A 16,863-nucleotide genomic window follows, 5' to 3' on the forward strand; every position below is an offset into this window, starting at 1 on the left:
ATTTATTCCAAATGACAGGGTGTAAATAATGGCAGTCAGCTATGAAGCGGTCCCTCTCCGATTATCCTTGCAGCGCTTGTTCCAAGTCTTCCAATAAGTCTTCAACATCTTCCAGACCTACTGAAATACGAATCAACCCATCCGTTATTCCAAGCTCTGCACGGCGCTCAGCCGGAATGGAAGCATGTGTCATCAAGGCCGGAATGGAAATTAAGCTCTCCACTGCCCCCAGACTTTCCGCAAGTGTAAAGAATTTCACTTTATTCAAAACGGATTCGGCTTTTTCGGCACTTCCGACATCAAATGAAACCATACCACCGAATCCACGCGATTGTTTTTTGGCAATATCATGATTTGGGTGGTTTTCAAGACCTGGGTAATAGATTTTCGATACTTCTTTATGCCCGGATAGGAAACGGACGATTTCAGATGTATTTTTTTCATGTTCTTCCATCCTGATTCCCAGCGTTTTAATGCCTCGCATAAGCAACCATGAATCCTGGGGCCCTAGCACGCCTCCTGTAGAGTTTTGGATGAAATGAAGGTCATTGCCAAGATTCTCATCATTCACCACGACAAGACCCGCTACAACATCGCTGTGTCCCCCCAGGTACTTCGTAGCGCTATGAAGCACGATATCGGCCCCAAGTGAAAGCGGATTTTGCCAGTATGGCGTACTGAAGGTATTATCCACAATGGTGAGGATGCCGTTTTCTTTAGCTATTTTCGATACTTCTTCCAGATCGGTGATTTTCAATAATGGATTCGTCGGTGTTTCAATGAACAATGCCTTCGTATTGTCCTTTATCTCTTTTTCGATCGAGTGTATGTCACTCGTATTGATGAACGTAGCTTCCACCCCGAAACGGTTAAGCACTTTAGTGATGACCCGGAAAGACCCTCCATAAACGTCATCTGTCATCAATACATGATCACCTTGACTGAACAGCATCATAACCGCGGTCATCGCTGCCATTCCAGATCCGAAGGCGAAACCTCTTTTTCCTTCTTCGAGATCCTTGATCAATTCTTCAAGGGCATGGCGGGTTGGGTTGCCCGTACGGGAATATTCATATCCCCGATGGTTCCCCGGACCATCCTGTTTATAGGTGCTCACTTGATAAATCGGCACCGAAACCGCTCCTGTTTTTTCATCACCAAAAATGCCGCCATGGATCAATTGTGTTTTTTTTCTCACTTTATATACCTCCCTGATATATTTTTTTGCTTAAGTATCGTTCACTGGAATCCGGAAATATGACGACGATATTCGACCCCCGTGGAGCCTTTGCTGCTTCTTTCATGGCCGCTGCAAATGCCGCACCGGAAGAACTGCCGACAAGGAGGCCTTCTTTAATGGCCAATTCCTTTACCATATGGAAAGCGTCAAAATCGCTTACCGTATGGATTTGGTCAAAATACGTTTCATCCATATAGGCAGGTAAAAATTCCATCCCGATCCCCTCTGTTTTATGGGATCCTGCCTTGCCGCCGTTTAAAATCGATCCTTCTGGTTCGACTATGACCGTTTTGACAGCAGCGTCCTTTTCTTTTAAATATCGCGATGTTCCCATGAATGTCCCGCCCGTCCCGGCACCGGCTACAAACACATCCACATCGCCCTCCATCTGTTCCCATATTTCAGGTCCCAGCGTTTTATAATATGCATCAGGATTGGATGGGTTGGCGAACTGCTGGGGACAATATGAACCCGGAATTTCAGCCAGCAGTGCCTTAGCCTTTGCAATGGCTCCTGTCATTCCTTCCTCTGTCGGGGTCTGGATCACATTCGCTCCAAGGGCACGCATCAATTCCTGTTTCTCGGCACTGAATTTCTCCGGAACGCAAAATATCACGTCCACTCCACTGTTTATCGCAGCCAACGCCAAGCCAATCCCAGTATTTCCGGCAGTCGGTTCGATGATCGTCCCGCCCTTTTTCACCTTCCCTGTCTGTAACGCTTGGGCTAACAGTTCTTGACCAAGCCGATCCTTCACACTGCCTCCCGGATTAAAGTATTCGAGTTTGGCAAAGATACGGACCTCATCAGGAAGCGGGAAATGGGTGATTTCCATCATCGGCGTTTTCCCTATCAACTCATGAATGTTTTGAAAGACTTTCATATTCGGCCATCCTTTCATAGTTATCCTACCAACTTAATAAGGATTATGCAATAAAGAATGATCAGCAGAAAGGCTTCCGCTGACCACTTACCATTCATTTCATTTTTTCAACCATTTTCAAAATCAGTGCCGCTGAATGAAGAGCCGCAGTTTCCAGGAATTTATCAAAGGAAATATTGGACTCCTTACCTGCGATATCCGAAAGGGAACGAATGATGACAAACGGTGTCTTGAATTGGAAGGCTACCTGTGCAATGGCTGCCGCTTCCATTTCCACCGCGTATAAATCGGAGAATTTCCCCCTGACGAATTCAACCCTGTCAGGATCATTCATGAAAGAATCCCCCGTCACGATCAACCCTTTTGCCACTTGTATATCCTCGATTTCTTTTGCTGCTTCTTCCGCTATTGCGAAAAGCTTCTCATCCGGGATAAAAGCTGCAGGCAGCTGAGGGACTTGACCGTATTCATATCCGAAAATCGTCACATCGACATCATGGTGGCGCACTTCCGAGGATATGACCACATCCCCTACATTAAGTGCTGGATGATAACCGCCGGCAGAGCCAGTATTGATGACCGCATCCGGTTTGAATTTTTCTAACAGGATCGCAGTGGACATTGCCGCATTCACTTTACCGATTCCCGATTTAAGCAAAATGACCTCGACACCATTCAGTGTGCCTGTATTGAACTCGGAACCGGCAATGGTCACCTGCTCCAAACCTTCCAATTTATCACGTAAAATCGTAACTTCTTCTTCCATTGCTCCGATTATGGCTACCTTCATTAGTAAAAACCTCTTCCTATAATTTTTCCGCCTCCATAATCCAGACAAATTGATTGCAGCGCTCGAAGTTCACTTTATATCCATTTGCTTCAAGCACTTTTCCCAAAAAAGGAATCGTAGTATAATATTCCGTTTGCAAATCGTTTGCCAAATTATGAAAGCCTGCCTGCCTTGCATCTTGAATCGCTTGTTCATGCGCTTCCCTTGATTGATACATCGTATCCGCAAACACTATTTTACCACCAGTATTCAGTAACTTTCCATAGTTGGCTATAGCTTTTTCTTTTTCTTCATCTGTTAAATGATGAAACGCGTACGTACTCACGATCGAATCAACCTGTTCCGGCTTCGGAAAATCGATAAAATCGCCATCCACAATTTCTGTTTTTCCGTCCAGCTTGCTTACCGCTATTTCCCTCATCGCAGGTGAAGGTTCTATTCCCGATACCTTCAGGCCTTTCTCCAAAAGCCTTTCCGTCAAATTCCCGGTACCTACTCCGAACTCCAGCACATGGCCATGAGCTCGATCTGTGACGCTGTTCAATATGTTATCATAATGTTTAAAAACCTCTTGATACTCAATATCGTGTCCACCAACCGTATCATCATACGATTTCGACCACTCTTCAAATAAATCTATAAATTCTCTACCCATTTTTAATCACCTTTTATGATAAGATAATAAAACCTATAAGCATAATATGAAATAAACACAGAAACAGTTCTTGTTTTTAGGCAAATCATTCATTCGGTTCAGATTCGGCCAAAATGGTGTTAAACTAACAGTATCTGAATGTTGGAGGGGAACAGTCATGAGTTTTCAACTCGACTTAAACTTATTCGAAGATAAAATAGAATTTTTCGAGGCAGAAAGCATTAAGAATCTTGAAGAAAAAATCCAATCACAAATTGAAATCAATAAAGCGATCATGCTTCAGGTGGAATCCGTGTCACACCAAATGTATGTAAGTGAAGAAGGCAGACGTTTTTATAGTGCAGTCGTCCACTTTAAAGCAAAAAAGTGATCACCATGAAAAAACCCCCGAAAAGTGGAATTCCTTTCGGGGGTTTTCAATTTATAAATTTTTGACCATTACCTTTTATCGTTTGTCTTCAGCTCTTCGACTTTTACAGGTTTCCAACCTGATCCGTCCACCCATTCAATATAAACGCGGTAGGTCTTAGGATTATCTCCTTCAGAAACGGTACCGATTGCCGTGCTGGGCGAACCGCCGTTTTGCAGCCACCATATCTTCATGCTGCCTTTATCGATTCCAGCTCCGCTTGCTATGGCTTTACTCATTTCATTCCAATCGACCGAGCCCTTTTCAAAGCTTGTAGTGTGATCCCCGGATTGCTCAGTTCCTACTGGTTTCCAGCCCTCACTCGTATATGTTTGAGCAACATTGCCATCTCCGCTGCCTTCCACTTCAACAAGTTCGGCATCTCCCGCTTTTTCTGAATCTGCACCATCTTCAGCCTTCGCTTCTGCATCTTCCTCTGTTGCTTTACTATCTTCTTCTACTGCATCTTCTTCTTTTGCTTCACTATCTCCTACTGCGTCTTCCTTCTCTGAATCCGTTTCTTCTTCTTTGCCAGCAGGCTTGTCCGCTACTTTCCCCGAATCTGTATCGGCGATTTGCTTTGGTTCAGTCGTGGCTTTTTTTGTTTCGGTGCCATCATCACTCAAGAAAATCGTGACTGCGACAATGACGATTAAAATGGAAACGATGGTGATTGCAATATTATATATTTTATTTACTTTTCTTTTTTGATCTCTCTGATTAAAACGTGAGCCCAAGCTCCATTCCTCCCTTACCATTTCTTACTGCCTCATTTTAACATGATTTAGCCAGAGATAGAAGGGAAGGGTTTCCTACACTTTTCGTCAATTCTCGCTTTTGTCCTGGTCCTTGGAGTACAGGACTTTTACAATATCTGAAAAAAGAGGCGTCATGCTGGAACTGTTTTCCTTCGTTTCAAAACTTACGGTAACAAGAGCATATTTGGGATCTTTATATGGAAAGTAGCCCGCAAACCATTTATTCAGCTGCCCTTTTTTGATATTGGTCTGAGCTGTTCCAGACTTGCCAGCGACCTCCACAGGCAAATCTCTCAAGGAAGCGCCCGTCCCTTTCTCTTCCGTCACGACCTTCCTAAGAAGATGCTGCATCTTCATCGTAGTATATGGGGACAGTGTCTCGCCGCCAATAGTTTGATTGGGAAAATCGACTACGGTCGTACTATTGTTAAATTCGACCTTGGAAACGGCTTTGACCTGTTCCTTCTTGCCGCCGCGGGCAATCGTTGCCATCATATTCGCTATCGCGAGCGGTGTCGTTTGGACATCCTGCTGGCCAATTGCTGTTTTGGCAACCATTTTAGGATCTTTTTTTAAATCGTCATCATGCCAGACCTTCCCGGTTTGTTCTTGATGCAATTGAGTGACTTCAGTGTGATAGACGTCCCCTTGCCAGCCCGATTCACCAACCAGCCCTAACATTTTTGCATATTTGTCCAAAAATTCCGGATCCTTCTCTGCTATTTCCTGTGACAATTCGGCAAACGTCCTGTTGCAGCTCTGGGCAAAGCTATTTTCAAAGTTAAGCATGCCCAGTTCCCTCTGTTTATCCGTTTTGCCGTCTATCGTCAAATTACAATTAAATGTCCTGGTGGGACTAGCCGCTTCATAATCGATGGCCGCTGCTGCCGTGACCGTTTTAAAGACGGAACCCGGCGTTTTTTGAGTCAGCATCATATTGACGGCGCCTTCGCCATTCGGATCTTTTACATTAAGTGCCGGACGTGATACCATTGCGACGATTTCACTTTTTTCGATATCGATCAGTACGAGACCGCCTTTTTTTATCCCGCGTTCATCGACGAGCTTCTCCGCTTTCTCCTGAATTTCTTTATCGATCGTCGTCACGACCTTCACCGGGTAAAGCGGATTTGCAGGTTCCACATATTTAACATCGACACCGAACATTGGGCCTCCACTGGCGTCCACGTGAAAAACGAGCTTCGATTCTCCAGCGGAAAGCAAGAACTCATCGAAGGTCCTTTGCAGCCCCGTATTGCCTATTTTCGTTTCAGGAGATAAATTCATGTCCGGATAACGTTTTTTCTTTTCCACATCTGATATATTCGTCGTTCCGATTAATTGCGCTGCAGGGGTTTGATCAGGATAGAATTTCTCATTCACGGCAAAGACCCCGGGAATCTTCAATTCATTGATTGCCTTGGATTGACTGGACGTCAACTCTATCGGTTCATCTCCGCCAAATACGAATGGTTCATCCGCTTGTTCTATCGCCCGTTTTAACTCCGCTTCCGATTTGCCTATTATCGAGGCCACTTCATCTATGGGCCATGTCATTTTTTTTAAAAATGGAAATAGGACGAGCGTCGGGATTTCTTCATGTGCAAGCGGTTCTCCATTTCTGTCATAAAACTTTCCGCGTCCATCATCAATCTTTAATATTTGTGAACGCTGATTCACGCTTGCTTCTAACAGGTTCACATCATGCTTTGAAAAAGATTCTGTCGATACAAGTTGGATATAGGCAAGCCTGCCTAAGAGCATCAGCATGAAAGTGGTCAAAAAAACAGCCAGCAACCTCATTCGTTTCTTTTTCATAAAATACACCTCGTAACCATTGTTGACGAGGTGCGAATTTTTAAACAATTATGAACAAATTTAACGCGGCACTTTTCCGATAAAAAAGAGGATGCCCCATGGACACCCTCTTTTGCTTTTATTTAGTCGATGGATACGATCTTCACGCTCATTTCGCCGCCAGGTGTCATGATCGATACCTTGTCGCCGACCCTTTTCCCTATCAGGCTTTTCGCGATCGGGGAATCATTGGAGATTTTCCCTTCGAATGGGTCCGCTTCAACGCTTCCTACGATGGAATATGTTTCTTCGTCACCATTTGGAAGTTCCACGAATGTTACCGACTTCCCTAGTGAAACTGTATCTGTATTCGAATCATTGCCTTCAATGATTTTTGCATTACGGATCATGTTTTCGATTGTTGTAATGCGTCCTTCAACGAAAGCCTGCTCTTCTTTTGCGGAATCGTACTCTGAGTTCTCGGAAAGGTCCCCAAAACTGCGGGCGATTTTGATTCTTTCCACCACTTCTTTACGTTTAACCGTTTTTAACTGTTCCAGCTCCTGTTCAAGCTTTAACTTACCTTCTTTAGTCATTGGATATTCTTTTTCAATTGCCAAAACCCTTCACTCCTTCAAATTCTTTACAGCAAGCTTTCGCTGTGACAAGTTTATGTACTATATAGTGCTTAACCCTGAAATCGAGTCAAAATATAATATTGCGCGACTTAAAAAGTACACGCTTCGATACTAAGAAACAATCCGTTCCTTAGTATATAAACCGACTGCGGTGTGCAGCCGGTTCGTTCTGTATCAAGAATAGAGTATTGCGTTTTCCAACATTTGTCCAGTCTTTCCCAATAAATAATTGGGATTATTTAAATAAACGGAGGAAAATGGCACCTATCATTATTTATGCTATGTTATTACAAAAAAGACTTTTGTTCAAGGATTGTTTGAATTTTTGTCACCATAAGGTCAATCGCCACATGGTTCTGGCCGCCTTCTGGAATGATGATGTCGGCATAACGCTTTGTCGGTTCTATGAACTGATTATGCATCGGACGGACGACACTGATGTATTGGTCGATGACGGAATCTATGGAACGGCCGCGTTCTTTAATATCACGGGTCATCCGACGAAGGATCCGCAAGTCTGCGTCCGTATCAACATAAAGCTTCATATCCATCAGGTCCCGAAGGCGCTCATCCTCCAGCACAAGAATCCCTTCAAGGATGATGACATCCTGGGGCTCAACTGTGATGACTTCTTCTGAGCGCGTATGGATTGAATAATCATAAACCGGTTTTTCTATCGTTTCATAACGCAGCAATGCGTTAATGTGATCGATTAGCAAATCATTATCAAATGCAAGCGGATGATCATAGTTCGTTTTCAAGCGCTCTTCAAAAGGCAGATGACTTTGATCTTTATAGTAATAATCTTGTTCAATCATCAAGATGGAATGTCCTTGAAAGAATTCAAAAATGGAACGGGTAACACTTGTTTTACCTGATCCCGACCCTCCGGTAACTCCGATGACCACTGGTTTCTTTCTTGTCATATCAATTCTCCTTCCGCATCATATTGTTCACATGAACTCTATTATCTACTTGAATGCGGACAATTTGAAGCGGATGGCGGGCTGCCTCCAGCTCCTCACCTGACTCATCCCAGATCGTACCGATTTTTTGAGTGAAGTTTTCGATTTCCGGTCCAAAAAACTCCACTTCATCCCCTGGCTTGAAGAAATTACGTTGCTGCATGGTAACGATTTTAGTTTCCTCGTTGTAATCAAGCACCAATCCTGCGAAGTCGAAGCGAGTCTTTACGGTATGATTCCCGAACATTTGCTGTTTATACCCAGGAATTTCCCCTTCCATGAACGATGATGCCGTCTCACGGTTCGCACACTTATCAAGCTCTTCCAGCCATTCTTGTTTAATCTTGAAATTGTCAGGATCGGCACAATACGCATCAATCACTTTACGATAGACGCTGACAACTGTTGCAATATAATGAATCGATTTCATTCTTCCTTCGACTTTTAAGCTGTCTATGCCAATTTCAATCATGCCTGGCAGTGATTCAATCAGCTTCAAGTCTTTTGGACTCATTGCGAATGGAGCATCTTCTTTATTGAATAAAGCCTTTTCCCCGTCTTGATCCAACTCATATAAATCATAATCCCAACGGCAAGACTGACAGCAGCCGCCGCGGTTCGAATCACGTGCCGTCATATGGTTCGAAAGGGTGCAGCGTCCAGAATAGGCAATGCACATGGCCCCATGAACGAAAGCCTCGATTTCGATATCGACCTTCTCCTTCATTTCACGGATTTCATCAGCACTCGTCTCACGTGCCAAAACAACACGCTCCAAGCCTTCCTCTTTCCAATACTGAACAGCCTTCCAGTTCGATAGCGATTGCTGCGTGCTTAAATGGATCTCGACGTTCGGAGCGACCCTTTTACATGTTTCGATGATTAATGGATCGGCGACGATGATACCATGAACCCCAGCCTCCTGAAGACCTTCCAGGTATTCATCCAGACCATCGATATTTTCATTATGTGCAAAGATATTTGTGGTTACATAAACTTTAGCACCATACTTATTAGCGAATTCGACGCCTTCCTTCATTTCCTCAAACGTGAAGTTGCCGGCATTGGAACGAAGACCATATTCCTGACCGCCAATGAACACGGCATCCGCGCCGTAATGGACGGCAATTTTTAATTTTTCAAGGTTTCCGGCCGGAGCCAGCAATTCCGGTTTTTTTACAATGACTCTCTTTCCATCAACGATCTTGGAAATTTTATCAGCAATAGCATTCAAGGCTATTCCTCCTCTTTCTCTTACCCTTTTCTTTAATAAACCGATTCTTTAAAGAAGAATCCGGTATCCAACTCACGGTTATCCGGCTGAATTGCTTTGACTTTTTCAAAAAGTTCCGATTTCATATCATCATAGCGGTCAGGGTCTTCAGCACATACGTCAATCGCTTCCCGATATAACTTTGTCATTTCTATGATATATTCCGGTGTTTGTAATAATCCTTCGATTTTCAATGAATCAATTTCCGCTTCAATCAATTCCTGAAGTTCATCGATCATGCACATATCATTCGGACTCATGATATGTGTACCATTTTCATCTTCATAAATCGGATATTTATTTTCACGTTCCTTATCATGCAGGAACATATTTCTATGTTCCTTCCGATTTTCCACTTCCAATGCCTTGCCTTGGTATTCAAAGTAATTACCAAGGAGCGTACGCTTCGATTGGAACATGCATGTCATGCCATGCACTTGGACTTCAATCTCCACTTCGGCATTTTCCTTCATTTCCACTATCTCGTCCAGACTTATCTCACGGGCAGCAACGGCACGGACAGCACCGCGTTTCCCCCAATAATTACATGTGTACCAGTTCGTTACCGTCATCTCTGTATTCCAGTGCAGGGGCATATCAGGTGCCACGGCACGGACAGCCATCAAGACTGCGGGATCACCGAATATGATCCGGTCGGCACCAGCCTCTTTAAGGAATGTGACATACCCTTCAAGCTCGTCCACTTTTTCATTATGAAAAATGGCGTTCATGGATACGTACACTTTCTTGCCCGCGGCATGTGCAAGCTCAATCGCCTTCTCTACATCTTCACGTTTGAACTCCCCTGCCAGCCTTAGCGCATAACGTTGTTCGCCAATGACGAAGGCGTCAGCGCCAGCATCGATGAGTTCTGTTATATGATCGACACTTGTCGGAGTCACAAGTAATTCAGGCTTTTTCATTTTTGTCACCTCTATGTTTACTAATGGCCACACCATCACCAATCGGCAAAATTACGGTATCGAAGTTGGGATGGTCATGTAACCAGATGTTAAAGTCTCTGATTTTTTTAATAAGCGCTCGCTTTCTTCTCGTCATTTCCATTTCTTCAATGTTTTCGGCAACCAAGCCTTTGAATAAAACATTATCAGTAATGATAATGCCAGCACCAGCAAGGAATGGTTCAAACAGTTCAAAGAATCGCTTGTACTGCCCTTTAGCTGCATCAACGAAGATGATATCAAACGGACCGTGTTCCATCACTTTCGGTCCCGCTTCAAGGGCATCCCCTTCAATGAGGGTGATCCTTTCCGACAGTCCCGCCTTCTTAAAGTTAGCCCTTGCTTGCTCAATACGGGCTTCATTCCGTTCAAGTGTGACGATTCGAGCTTCCGGAAGGGTCTCAGCCATCCTAATGGCCGAATAGCCAATTGCCGAACCTACTTCCAATATCGCCTTTGGCTGATGAAGCCTTAAAATCTGAAGCAGCACCTCAATGCCTTCGGGCTCCATGATCGGCACATTATTTTCCATCGCAAAATCTTCCAACTCCTTAAGCAAACCCGTTCGCTCCGGAATTAAGGAATGAAGATATTGTTCTATTTTTCCGTTCAAAACGTTTCCTCCATTTATAAGGAAAACAAAAGCGCTTGGTCAGTAACATGAAAAAATTGATTGGACAATTTCTTCACAAGGAGCTGAAACAAGTATGCTTGACGATCTATATTTCCTTATCTTTCAAAATAAAACCCGGCATTCGCCGAGTTACGTCACCGATAAGAATCGGATCAAAAATTCACTTGTACTATTCTATCATAAAAACAAGGGGAAAGTAATATCTCTCCCCCCACAGTCTCATTGCTATTTTTTATTTATTTATTGGAAATATGCTCTGCCTTTTTGTTATTGTGGTCTTCCAAGGTCTTGGAGTAAAGGACTTCCCCTTCAGGTGTGGCCAAAAAGTACAGATAATCCGTTTTCTCAGGTTTCAGTACCGCATCGATCGATGTCGTTCCCGCATTGGCAATCGGTCCTGGCGGCAGCCCCTTGTTCTTATACGTGTTATAAGGGGATTTCACCTCAAGGTCTTTATAATACACCCTGCTCTTATGTGAACCCTTCGCATACAAAACGGTCGGATCCGTTTGAAGCGGCATACCTTCCTCAATACGATTGTAAAAGACGGAAGCTATTTTTCCGCGATCGACTTGCGCAGTCGCTTCTTCTTCGACAAGCGAAGCGAAGGTCAGCATCTGGTGTACGGAATAATCGTTCTTGTCCATTTGGCTCTCGTAAGCCTGCAATGTTTCATCGGTTTTCTTCAGCATCTCGATGACAATCGATTCCAGGGTCGGCTTTTCCTCATAAAAGTCATAAGTAGCCGGGAAAAGGTACCCTTCAAGCGGATATAAAACCTTTTCATTTTCAATTTCCGAGGTCAAGAGCTGCGGAAATTTCTCTTGCATGGTATTTACGAACTTTTTATCATTCAATTTCTTAAAGACCTTTTTCGGATCTTCACCCGTCTTCACTGCGATGATATCAGCAATTTGGATAAGCTGCTTTCCTTCAGGAATCGTTATCTTCAGTGCAGCTTCCTTCATGAGTTTTCCGGTTTTGATGCTTGTGACGATATCTTTAATTGGCATGGAAGGTGATAATTTATACTCCCCTGCCTGAAAACCGGATTCATTGCGGAATTTAATATAATATTTGAATACGCGTGCGTCCTTGATTATTCCCTGCTCTTCAAGCAGCGTTGAAATTCCGTTAACGGAAGAACCGATTGGGATTTTCACTTTCTTGATGGTATCATCATCCGGATCGACTGGTTTCATGGCTGAGTTGATATATAAAAAGCCTACAAGACCAACTATCCCAATTAGTAAAATAAGCGAAGCTACCGTAATCATGATGATTTTACGAACCAGCTTGGCTTCTCCTTGCTGTTCTAACAATTTCATTTGGATATGTTCCTTTTTAGATAATTTTTTATCTTTTTCATCCATTTTCATTCCCCCTGCAAACTCACACCAACTACAGAATGGTTTCTAGATGATGCTTTCTCTAATTAATCTTTGCTTCGAACATTATACTAAAATCAACAAATAATTACATGTTTTTTGCAAAACTACATACATCAATACTCTATTTATGGCAAAAATGCACTAGTTTTGTCAATATACAGATGTTATTTTATAGGGAAATAGTGATATCTTATTTCTTCAGCTTAAAAAATGGGCTCAAATTTGTTTCCTGCATGTGTAAAGCGTTTCAGGAAATATCAAGAATATTCATGCAGGAATGGTATTATTAATTAATGATATAGAAAGGTGTGAAGGAGTTGGATAATTCTTATTTTGTAGGTTGGGGGACATTGGCACTCTTAAACGCCGGACTTGCTCAAGGTAAAAATAGAACGGCGTTGAATTGGTTCTTGTTATCATTATTTTTAGGTCCGCTCGCTACATTTATACTTTTATTCGCAGAGAAAAGATAAGGCCGTTACTAGTACATAAATGAAAAAATCGTTCTTAATGTCTACAGTTTTTTATGGTTTGTACATTTTGAACGTTGATTTCCTTTCCAGGCACTCGCTTTCCGCGGGCGGTCCGGGAGCCTTCTCGGCGCCTTTGCGCCTGCGGGGTCTCCCCTTGACACGCTTTTCTAAGCAGGAGTCTCGCACACCCGTTCCAATCGTCCCTTTTGTCAAAAAAAGAACCGACCTTTAGGGGCCGGTTTTTTTTCTTATTCTTCTTCCGCTTCTTCTTGGTCAAGGAATGTATTTAACATTTCTTCGACAAGATCCCATTCTTCTTCTGTTTCGATCGGTGTAAGTTCACCATCTTTATTATCTTCGCTTGGTACGAATGATGAAGCGTGGATTTCAATTTCTTCCTCGTCATCTTCTGCAGACATCGGATAGTAAAGTACATAAGATTTGTTGAATTTATCTGAATCGAATGTGAAAAGGATTTCGCAAAGCTGCTCGTTTCCATTTTCATCTACTACTGTAATGTTGTTTTCGCCGTGTTCCATTAGTATTCACCTCATATTGAATTTGTTTGTCTGTCCAAGAATCCTTGCAGAATCATAACAGCTGCCATTTTATCAATGACTTTCTTGCGTTTGCTTCGGCTCACGTCCGCCTCAATAAGGACACGTTCAGCCGCCATAGTTGTCAACCGTTCATCCCAGAGAAACACCGGCAGCTTGAATTTGTTTTCTAATCGTTTAGCGAAATCTTGGCTGATCTCGCCTCGCGGTCCAACAGTCCCATTCATGTTTTTAGGTAAACCGAGGACAATTTTAGAAACATCATGCTCTTTTATAATTTCCTTGAGGCGTTTAAAGCCGAAGTCATTTCCAGCTTCGTTAATTTTGATCGTTTCCAATCCTTGTGCAGTCCAACCCATCGCGTCACTCAGGGCAACGCCGATGGTTTTTGAACCTAAATCAAGTCCCATTGTGCGCATTAGTATTCCTCTCGATGGTTCTTAAGATATGACTTCACCAATTCTTCGATGATTTCATCGCGTTCAAGCTTACGAATAATGTTTCGAGCATCCATATGGCGCGGGATGTAGGCCGGGTCACCAGATAATAGATAACCGACAATCTGGTTTATCGGGTTATAACCTTTTTCCTGAAGTGCAACATATACTTGAGACAATACTTCTTGTACATCTCTTTCGAATGGTTCTTCGGGAAAATTAAATTTCATCGTTTTATCAAAGGAACTCATTAACATGCACCTCTCCTCAGCGTCCAGAATCCACTATTACCTTCATTGTACAACACTTTCCATTGATTATGAAATCGATAAGACCCATTCTTCAACAAAATTAAGTGCTGCATCCAATTTTTCAGGGTCTTTTCCGCCGGCTTGGGCCATATCTGGACGTCCGCCGCCGCCACCGCCGCAACGGGAAGCAACTTCCTTGACCAATTTACCAGCATGGAAACCGCGATCGATGTAATCCTTGGTCACCCCGGCAATCAAATTGACTTTATCGCCTTGGGCCGAACCTAATACGATGATGACAGAATCAAGCTTTTGTTTCAAATCATCCGCCATGGCACGCAGATTATTCATGTCGGTAGCTTGAACCTTTGCCACCAATACTTGAACCCCATTTATGTCTTTTACGTTAGAAACAAGACTGCTTGCTTCGATATTGCTTAATTTTGCAGTAAGGCTTTCATTCTCACGATGAAGATCCTTCACTTCAGCCAGTACCGTTTCAATTCTTGAAGGTACGTCTTTCAAGTTTGTTTTCAATTTAGCAGCCGCGTCTTTCAAGACACCGATTTGCTCAGTCATCAATTTGTATGCCCCGGCACCCGTTACCGCTTCTATACGGCGAGTCCCTGCACCGATGCCGCTTTCGGAAACGATTTTGAACAAGCCGATTACCGCTGTATTCGGGACATGGACACCGCCGCAAAGTTCTAGACTGTAATCGCCGATTTGAACGACACGGACAATCTTGCCGTATTTTTCGCCGAACAAGGCCATTGCGCCCATAGCCTTGGCTTCTTCGATGTTTTTATAGTCCGTATTCACTTGTAAGCTTTGCCAAATCTTTTCATTTACAATCGTTTCGATTTGTTCAATCTCTTCCGCCGTTATCTGACCAAAATGAGAGAAGTCGAAGCGAAGGCGCTCAGCCTGTACGAGTGAACCAGCTTGGTTGACATGTGTACCAAGCACATCTTTCAACGCCTGATGCAGAAGATGCGTCGCTGTATGGTTTTTCGTGATATGGATACGGTTTTCTTGATCTACCGCAGCAACGATATGGGAATCTGTTGTTAATGTGCCGGCAGTAACTGTTACACGGTGCAGGTTTTGGCCATTAGGAGCTTTTTGTACATCATGGACATCAATCTTCACGGATTCACTGGCCATCGTTCCTATATCGGCTATTTGCCCGCCGCTTTCCGCGTAGAAAGGAGTCTTGTTCAGTATCACTTGAACTTCTTCTCCTTCTTCTGCCTCCGTAACAAGCTCGCCATTTTTTATGATGGCAGCAACTTTGGCTTCGACAGCTACTTGATCATAGCCGACAAATTCACTTGCAACTTTGATATCGCCCAATACCCCGCCTTGGATTTGCATGGAATCTACATCTTGACGCGCTGAACGGGCACGTTCACGCTGTGCATCCATCTCTTTTTCAAAACCGGCTTGATCAACCGTCATGCCTTCTTCTTCTGCATATTCTTCCGTTAACTCAATAGGGAAACCATATGTGTCATATAAACGGAATGCATCACTGCCCGGAATGGTCGTACCGCCTTTTTCCTTTTCCTTTTTAATGACTTCTGAAAGGATGGACAGTCCATCATTTAGAGTTTCATGGAAGCGTTCCTCTTCATTTTTGATTACTTTTGCAATGAACTCTTTATTCTTGAGGACTTCAGGGTAGAAGTCTTTCATGATTTCGCCTACGACCGTCACAAGCTCGAACATGAATGGTCGATTGATGTTGATTTGCTTAGCATATCGAACCGCTCTGCGGAGTAAACGGCGCAATACATAACCGCGGCCTTCGTTGGATGGAAGGGCCCCGTCACCTACTGCAAAGGCTACCGTACGAATATGGTCGGCAATGACCTTGAATGCAACATCTCTTTCTGTATCAACACCATACTTCACATCGGAAATCTCTTCGACTGCCCGGATGATTGGCATGAATAAATCTGTATCATAGTTCGTCGCCACATCTTGAACGACGGAAGCCATACGTTCAAGGCCCATGCCTGTATCGATATTCTTCTTTGGAAGCGGTGTGTAAGAACCATCTGGATTATGGTTGAATTGAGAAAACACCAGGTTCCAGACTTCAAGATGTCGTTCATTTTCCCCGCCTGGATATAGTTCCGGATCATTCGGATCATCGCCATATGCCGGTCCGCGGTCATAGAAAATCTCTGTATTCGGGCCGCTTGGACCTTCACCGATATCCCAGAAGTTCTCTTCCAGGCGAATGATCCTTTCAGCAGGAACACCGATTTTCTTATTCCAGAGTTCGAATGCTTCATCATCTTCAGGATGGATCGTCACAGCCAATTTCTCTTTGTCGAACCCAATCCATTTTTCATCCGTCAAAAACTCCCAAGCCCATGTGATGGCTTCTTCTTTGAAGTATTCACCAATGGAGAAGTTGCCGAGCATTTCGAAAAACGTATGATGACGTGCCGTTTTTCCCACGTTTTCAATATCGTTCGTACGGATGGCCTTTTGGGCATTTGTAATCCTTGGATTTTCAGGAATCACCCGTCCATCAAAATATTTCTTTAACGTCGCCACCCCGGAATTGATCCAAAGCAATGATGGATCTTCATGAGGAACCAATGACGCACTCGGTTCGATGTTATGGCCTTTTTCACTAAAAAAATCTAAATACATTTGGCGGATTTGAGCACCAGTTAAATACTTCATATATATATCCTCCTTTTAAAATTATGTAATTTTGAGCACACAAAAAA

18 protein-coding genes are annotated in these 16,863 nt (G+C 43.4%); 2 read left to right on the forward strand and 16 right to left on the reverse strand.

Translation table 11 applies throughout. The annotated features are described in order from the left end of the window. Positions 1 to 61 precede the first annotated feature (61 nt). The 4 genes from J7J00_RS08660 to J7J00_RS08675 all read right to left on the reverse strand — a co-directional run bounded on the left by J7J00_RS08660 (position 62) and on the right by J7J00_RS08675 (position 3,568). The gene (locus tag J7J00_RS08660) at positions 62 to 1,198 is read right to left on the reverse strand and encodes a bifunctional cystathionine gamma-lyase/homocysteine desulfhydrase (RefSeq protein ID WP_214789868.1); all 1,137 of its coding nucleotides are present in this window, start codon (positions 1,196 to 1,198) and stop codon (positions 62 to 64) included. A 1-nt stretch (position 1,199) separates the two neighbouring features. After that, a complete protein-coding gene (locus J7J00_RS08665; protein WP_141994178.1) occupies positions 1,200 to 2,123 on the reverse strand; it encodes a PLP-dependent cysteine synthase family protein in 924 nt (307 codons plus the stop codon). Between the two features lie 94 nt (positions 2,124 to 2,217). Then, the gene (gene mtnN / locus J7J00_RS08670) at positions 2,218 to 2,913 is read right to left on the reverse strand and encodes a 5'-methylthioadenosine/S-adenosylhomocysteine nucleosidase (RefSeq protein WP_214789870.1); all 696 of its coding nucleotides are present in this window, start codon (positions 2,911 to 2,913) and stop codon (positions 2,218 to 2,220) included. 16 nt (positions 2,914 to 2,929) lie between these two features. Further along, on the reverse strand, positions 2,930 to 3,568 hold the full coding sequence (locus tag J7J00_RS08675; protein ID WP_214789872.1) for a class I SAM-dependent DNA methyltransferase: 639 nt from the start codon (positions 3,566 to 3,568) through the stop codon (positions 2,930 to 2,932). Positions 3,569 to 3,725: 157 nt separating this feature from the next. Here J7J00_RS08675 and J7J00_RS08680 point away from each other — a divergent pair, with 157 nt between their 5' ends. Next, positions 3,726 to 3,938 carry a DUF2536 family protein gene (locus tag J7J00_RS08680; RefSeq protein ID WP_048682770.1) on the forward strand — a complete coding sequence of 71 codons (213 nt, stop codon included), beginning with the start codon at positions 3,726 to 3,728 and terminating at the stop codon, positions 3,936 to 3,938. A gap of 68 nt (positions 3,939 to 4,006) precedes the next feature. Here J7J00_RS08680 and J7J00_RS08685 read toward each other — a convergent pair whose 3' ends face one another. From J7J00_RS08685 to mltG, 8 genes are all read right to left on the reverse strand, one after another. Beyond that, the gene (locus tag J7J00_RS08685; RefSeq protein ID WP_214789874.1) at positions 4,007 to 4,714 is read right to left on the reverse strand and encodes a YrrS family protein; all 708 of its coding nucleotides are present in this window, start codon (positions 4,712 to 4,714) and stop codon (positions 4,007 to 4,009) included. 87 nt (positions 4,715 to 4,801) lie between these two features. Beyond that, positions 4,802 to 6,553, reverse strand: coding sequence for a peptidoglycan D,D-transpeptidase FtsI family protein (locus J7J00_RS08690; RefSeq protein ID WP_214789876.1), 1,752 nt, complete (start codon positions 6,551 to 6,553; stop codon positions 4,802 to 4,804). 122 nt (positions 6,554 to 6,675) lie between these two features. After that, positions 6,676 to 7,152: a transcription elongation factor GreA gene (gene greA, locus J7J00_RS08695; protein ID WP_034308617.1), complete on the reverse strand. Its 477-nt coding sequence runs from the start codon at positions 7,150 to 7,152 to the stop codon at positions 6,676 to 6,678. Positions 7,153 to 7,457: 305 nt separating this feature from the next. Beyond that, entirely contained in the window at positions 7,458 to 8,096 is a 639-nt protein-coding gene (udk, locus tag J7J00_RS08700; RefSeq protein WP_214789878.1) for a uridine kinase, read from the reverse strand. A gap of 1 nt (position 8,097) precedes the next feature. Next, positions 8,098 to 9,369 carry a peptidase U32 family protein gene (locus J7J00_RS08705; protein WP_214789880.1) on the reverse strand — a complete coding sequence of 424 codons (1,272 nt, stop codon included), beginning with the start codon at positions 9,367 to 9,369 and terminating at the stop codon, positions 8,098 to 8,100. A gap of 32 nt (positions 9,370 to 9,401) precedes the next feature. Then, positions 9,402 to 10,331 carry a peptidase U32 family protein gene (locus J7J00_RS08710; RefSeq protein ID WP_214789882.1) on the reverse strand — a complete coding sequence of 310 codons (930 nt, stop codon included), beginning with the start codon at positions 10,329 to 10,331 and terminating at the stop codon, positions 9,402 to 9,404. Further along, positions 10,318 to 10,983: an O-methyltransferase gene (locus J7J00_RS08715; protein WP_081395487.1), complete on the reverse strand. Its 666-nt coding sequence runs from the start codon at positions 10,981 to 10,983 to the stop codon at positions 10,318 to 10,320. The genes J7J00_RS08710 and J7J00_RS08715 overlap by 14 nt, the downstream gene beginning before the upstream one ends. A 257-nt stretch (positions 10,984 to 11,240) precedes the next feature. After that, positions 11,241 to 12,377, reverse strand: coding sequence for an endolytic transglycosylase MltG (gene mltG, locus J7J00_RS08720; protein ID WP_214789884.1), 1,137 nt, complete (start codon positions 12,375 to 12,377; stop codon positions 11,241 to 11,243). A gap of 326 nt (positions 12,378 to 12,703) precedes the next feature. Between mltG and J7J00_RS08725 the strand changes: the two genes are divergently transcribed. Continuing rightward, the gene (locus J7J00_RS08725; protein WP_214789976.1) at positions 12,704 to 12,868 is read left to right on the forward strand and encodes a hypothetical protein; all 165 of its coding nucleotides are present in this window, start codon (positions 12,704 to 12,706) and stop codon (positions 12,866 to 12,868) included. A gap of 248 nt (positions 12,869 to 13,116) precedes the next feature. On the opposite strand, the gene J7J00_RS08730 is transcribed toward J7J00_RS08725, so the two are convergent. The 4 genes from J7J00_RS08730 to alaS form a co-directional block, all read right to left on the reverse strand. After that, complete coding sequence (locus J7J00_RS08730; protein WP_063232962.1) at positions 13,117 to 13,407, reverse strand: DUF1292 domain-containing protein; 291 nt, start codon at positions 13,405 to 13,407, stop codon at positions 13,117 to 13,119. 11 nt (positions 13,408 to 13,418) lie between these two features. Further along, entirely contained in the window at positions 13,419 to 13,844 is a 426-nt protein-coding gene (gene ruvX / locus J7J00_RS08735) for a Holliday junction resolvase RuvX (RefSeq protein WP_214789887.1), read from the reverse strand. After that, positions 13,844 to 14,113: an IreB family regulatory phosphoprotein gene (locus J7J00_RS08740; protein ID WP_034311358.1), complete on the reverse strand. Its 270-nt coding sequence runs from the start codon at positions 14,111 to 14,113 to the stop codon at positions 13,844 to 13,846. The genes ruvX and J7J00_RS08740 overlap by 1 nt, the downstream gene beginning before the upstream one ends. Positions 14,114 to 14,179: 66 nt before the next feature. Beyond that, on the reverse strand, positions 14,180 to 16,816 hold the full coding sequence (alaS, locus tag J7J00_RS08745) for an alanine--tRNA ligase (RefSeq protein WP_214789889.1): 2,637 nt from the start codon (positions 16,814 to 16,816) through the stop codon (positions 14,180 to 14,182). Between the last annotated feature and the right edge of the window lie 47 nt (positions 16,817 to 16,863).

The sequence above is a fragment of the Bacillus sp. ISL-4 genome (assembly GCF_018613275.1).
Classification (GTDB): Bacteria; Bacillota; Bacilli; order Bacillales; family DSM-1321; genus Peribacillus; species Peribacillus simplex_E.

Bases quoted from the DNA above. Each gene is read 5' to 3' on its own strand.
- J7J00_RS08665 (WP_141994178.1), bottom strand. From the start codon at position 2,123: ATGAAAGTCTTTCAAAACATTCATGAGTTGATAGGGAAAACGCCGATG.
- J7J00_RS08740 (WP_034311358.1), bottom strand. From the start codon at position 14,113: ATGAGTTCCTTTGATAAAACGATGAAATTTAATTTTCCCGAAGAACCA.
- J7J00_RS08680 (WP_048682770.1), top strand. From the start codon at position 3,726: ATGAGTTTTCAACTCGACTTAAACTTATTCGAAGATAAAATAGAATTT.
- ruvX (WP_214789887.1), bottom strand. From the start codon at position 13,844: ATGCGCACAATGGGACTTGATTTAGGTTCAAAAACCATCGGCGTTGCC.
- udk (WP_214789878.1), bottom strand. From the start codon at position 8,096: ATGACAAGAAAGAAACCAGTGGTCATCGGAGTTACCGGAGGGTCGGGA.
- J7J00_RS08675 (WP_214789872.1), bottom strand. From the start codon at position 3,568: ATGGGTAGAGAATTTATAGATTTATTTGAAGAGTGGTCGAAATCGTAT.
- J7J00_RS08730 (WP_063232962.1), bottom strand. From the start codon at position 13,407: ATGGAACACGGCGAAAACAACATTACAGTAGTAGATGAAAATGGAAAC.
- mltG (WP_214789884.1), bottom strand. From the start codon at position 12,377: ATGGATGAAAAAGATAAAAAATTATCTAAAAAGGAACATATCCAAATG.
- J7J00_RS08710 (WP_214789882.1), bottom strand. From the start codon at position 10,331: ATGAAAAAGCCTGAATTACTTGTGACTCCGACAAGTGTCGATCATATA.
- alaS (WP_214789889.1), bottom strand. From the start codon at position 16,816: ATGAAGTATTTAACTGGTGCTCAAATCCGCCAAATGTATTTAGATTTT.
- J7J00_RS08690 (WP_214789876.1), bottom strand. From the start codon at position 6,553: ATGAAAAAGAAACGAATGAGGTTGCTGGCTGTTTTTTTGACCACTTTC.
- mtnN (WP_214789870.1), bottom strand. From the start codon at position 2,913: ATGAAGGTAGCCATAATCGGAGCAATGGAAGAAGAAGTTACGATTTTA.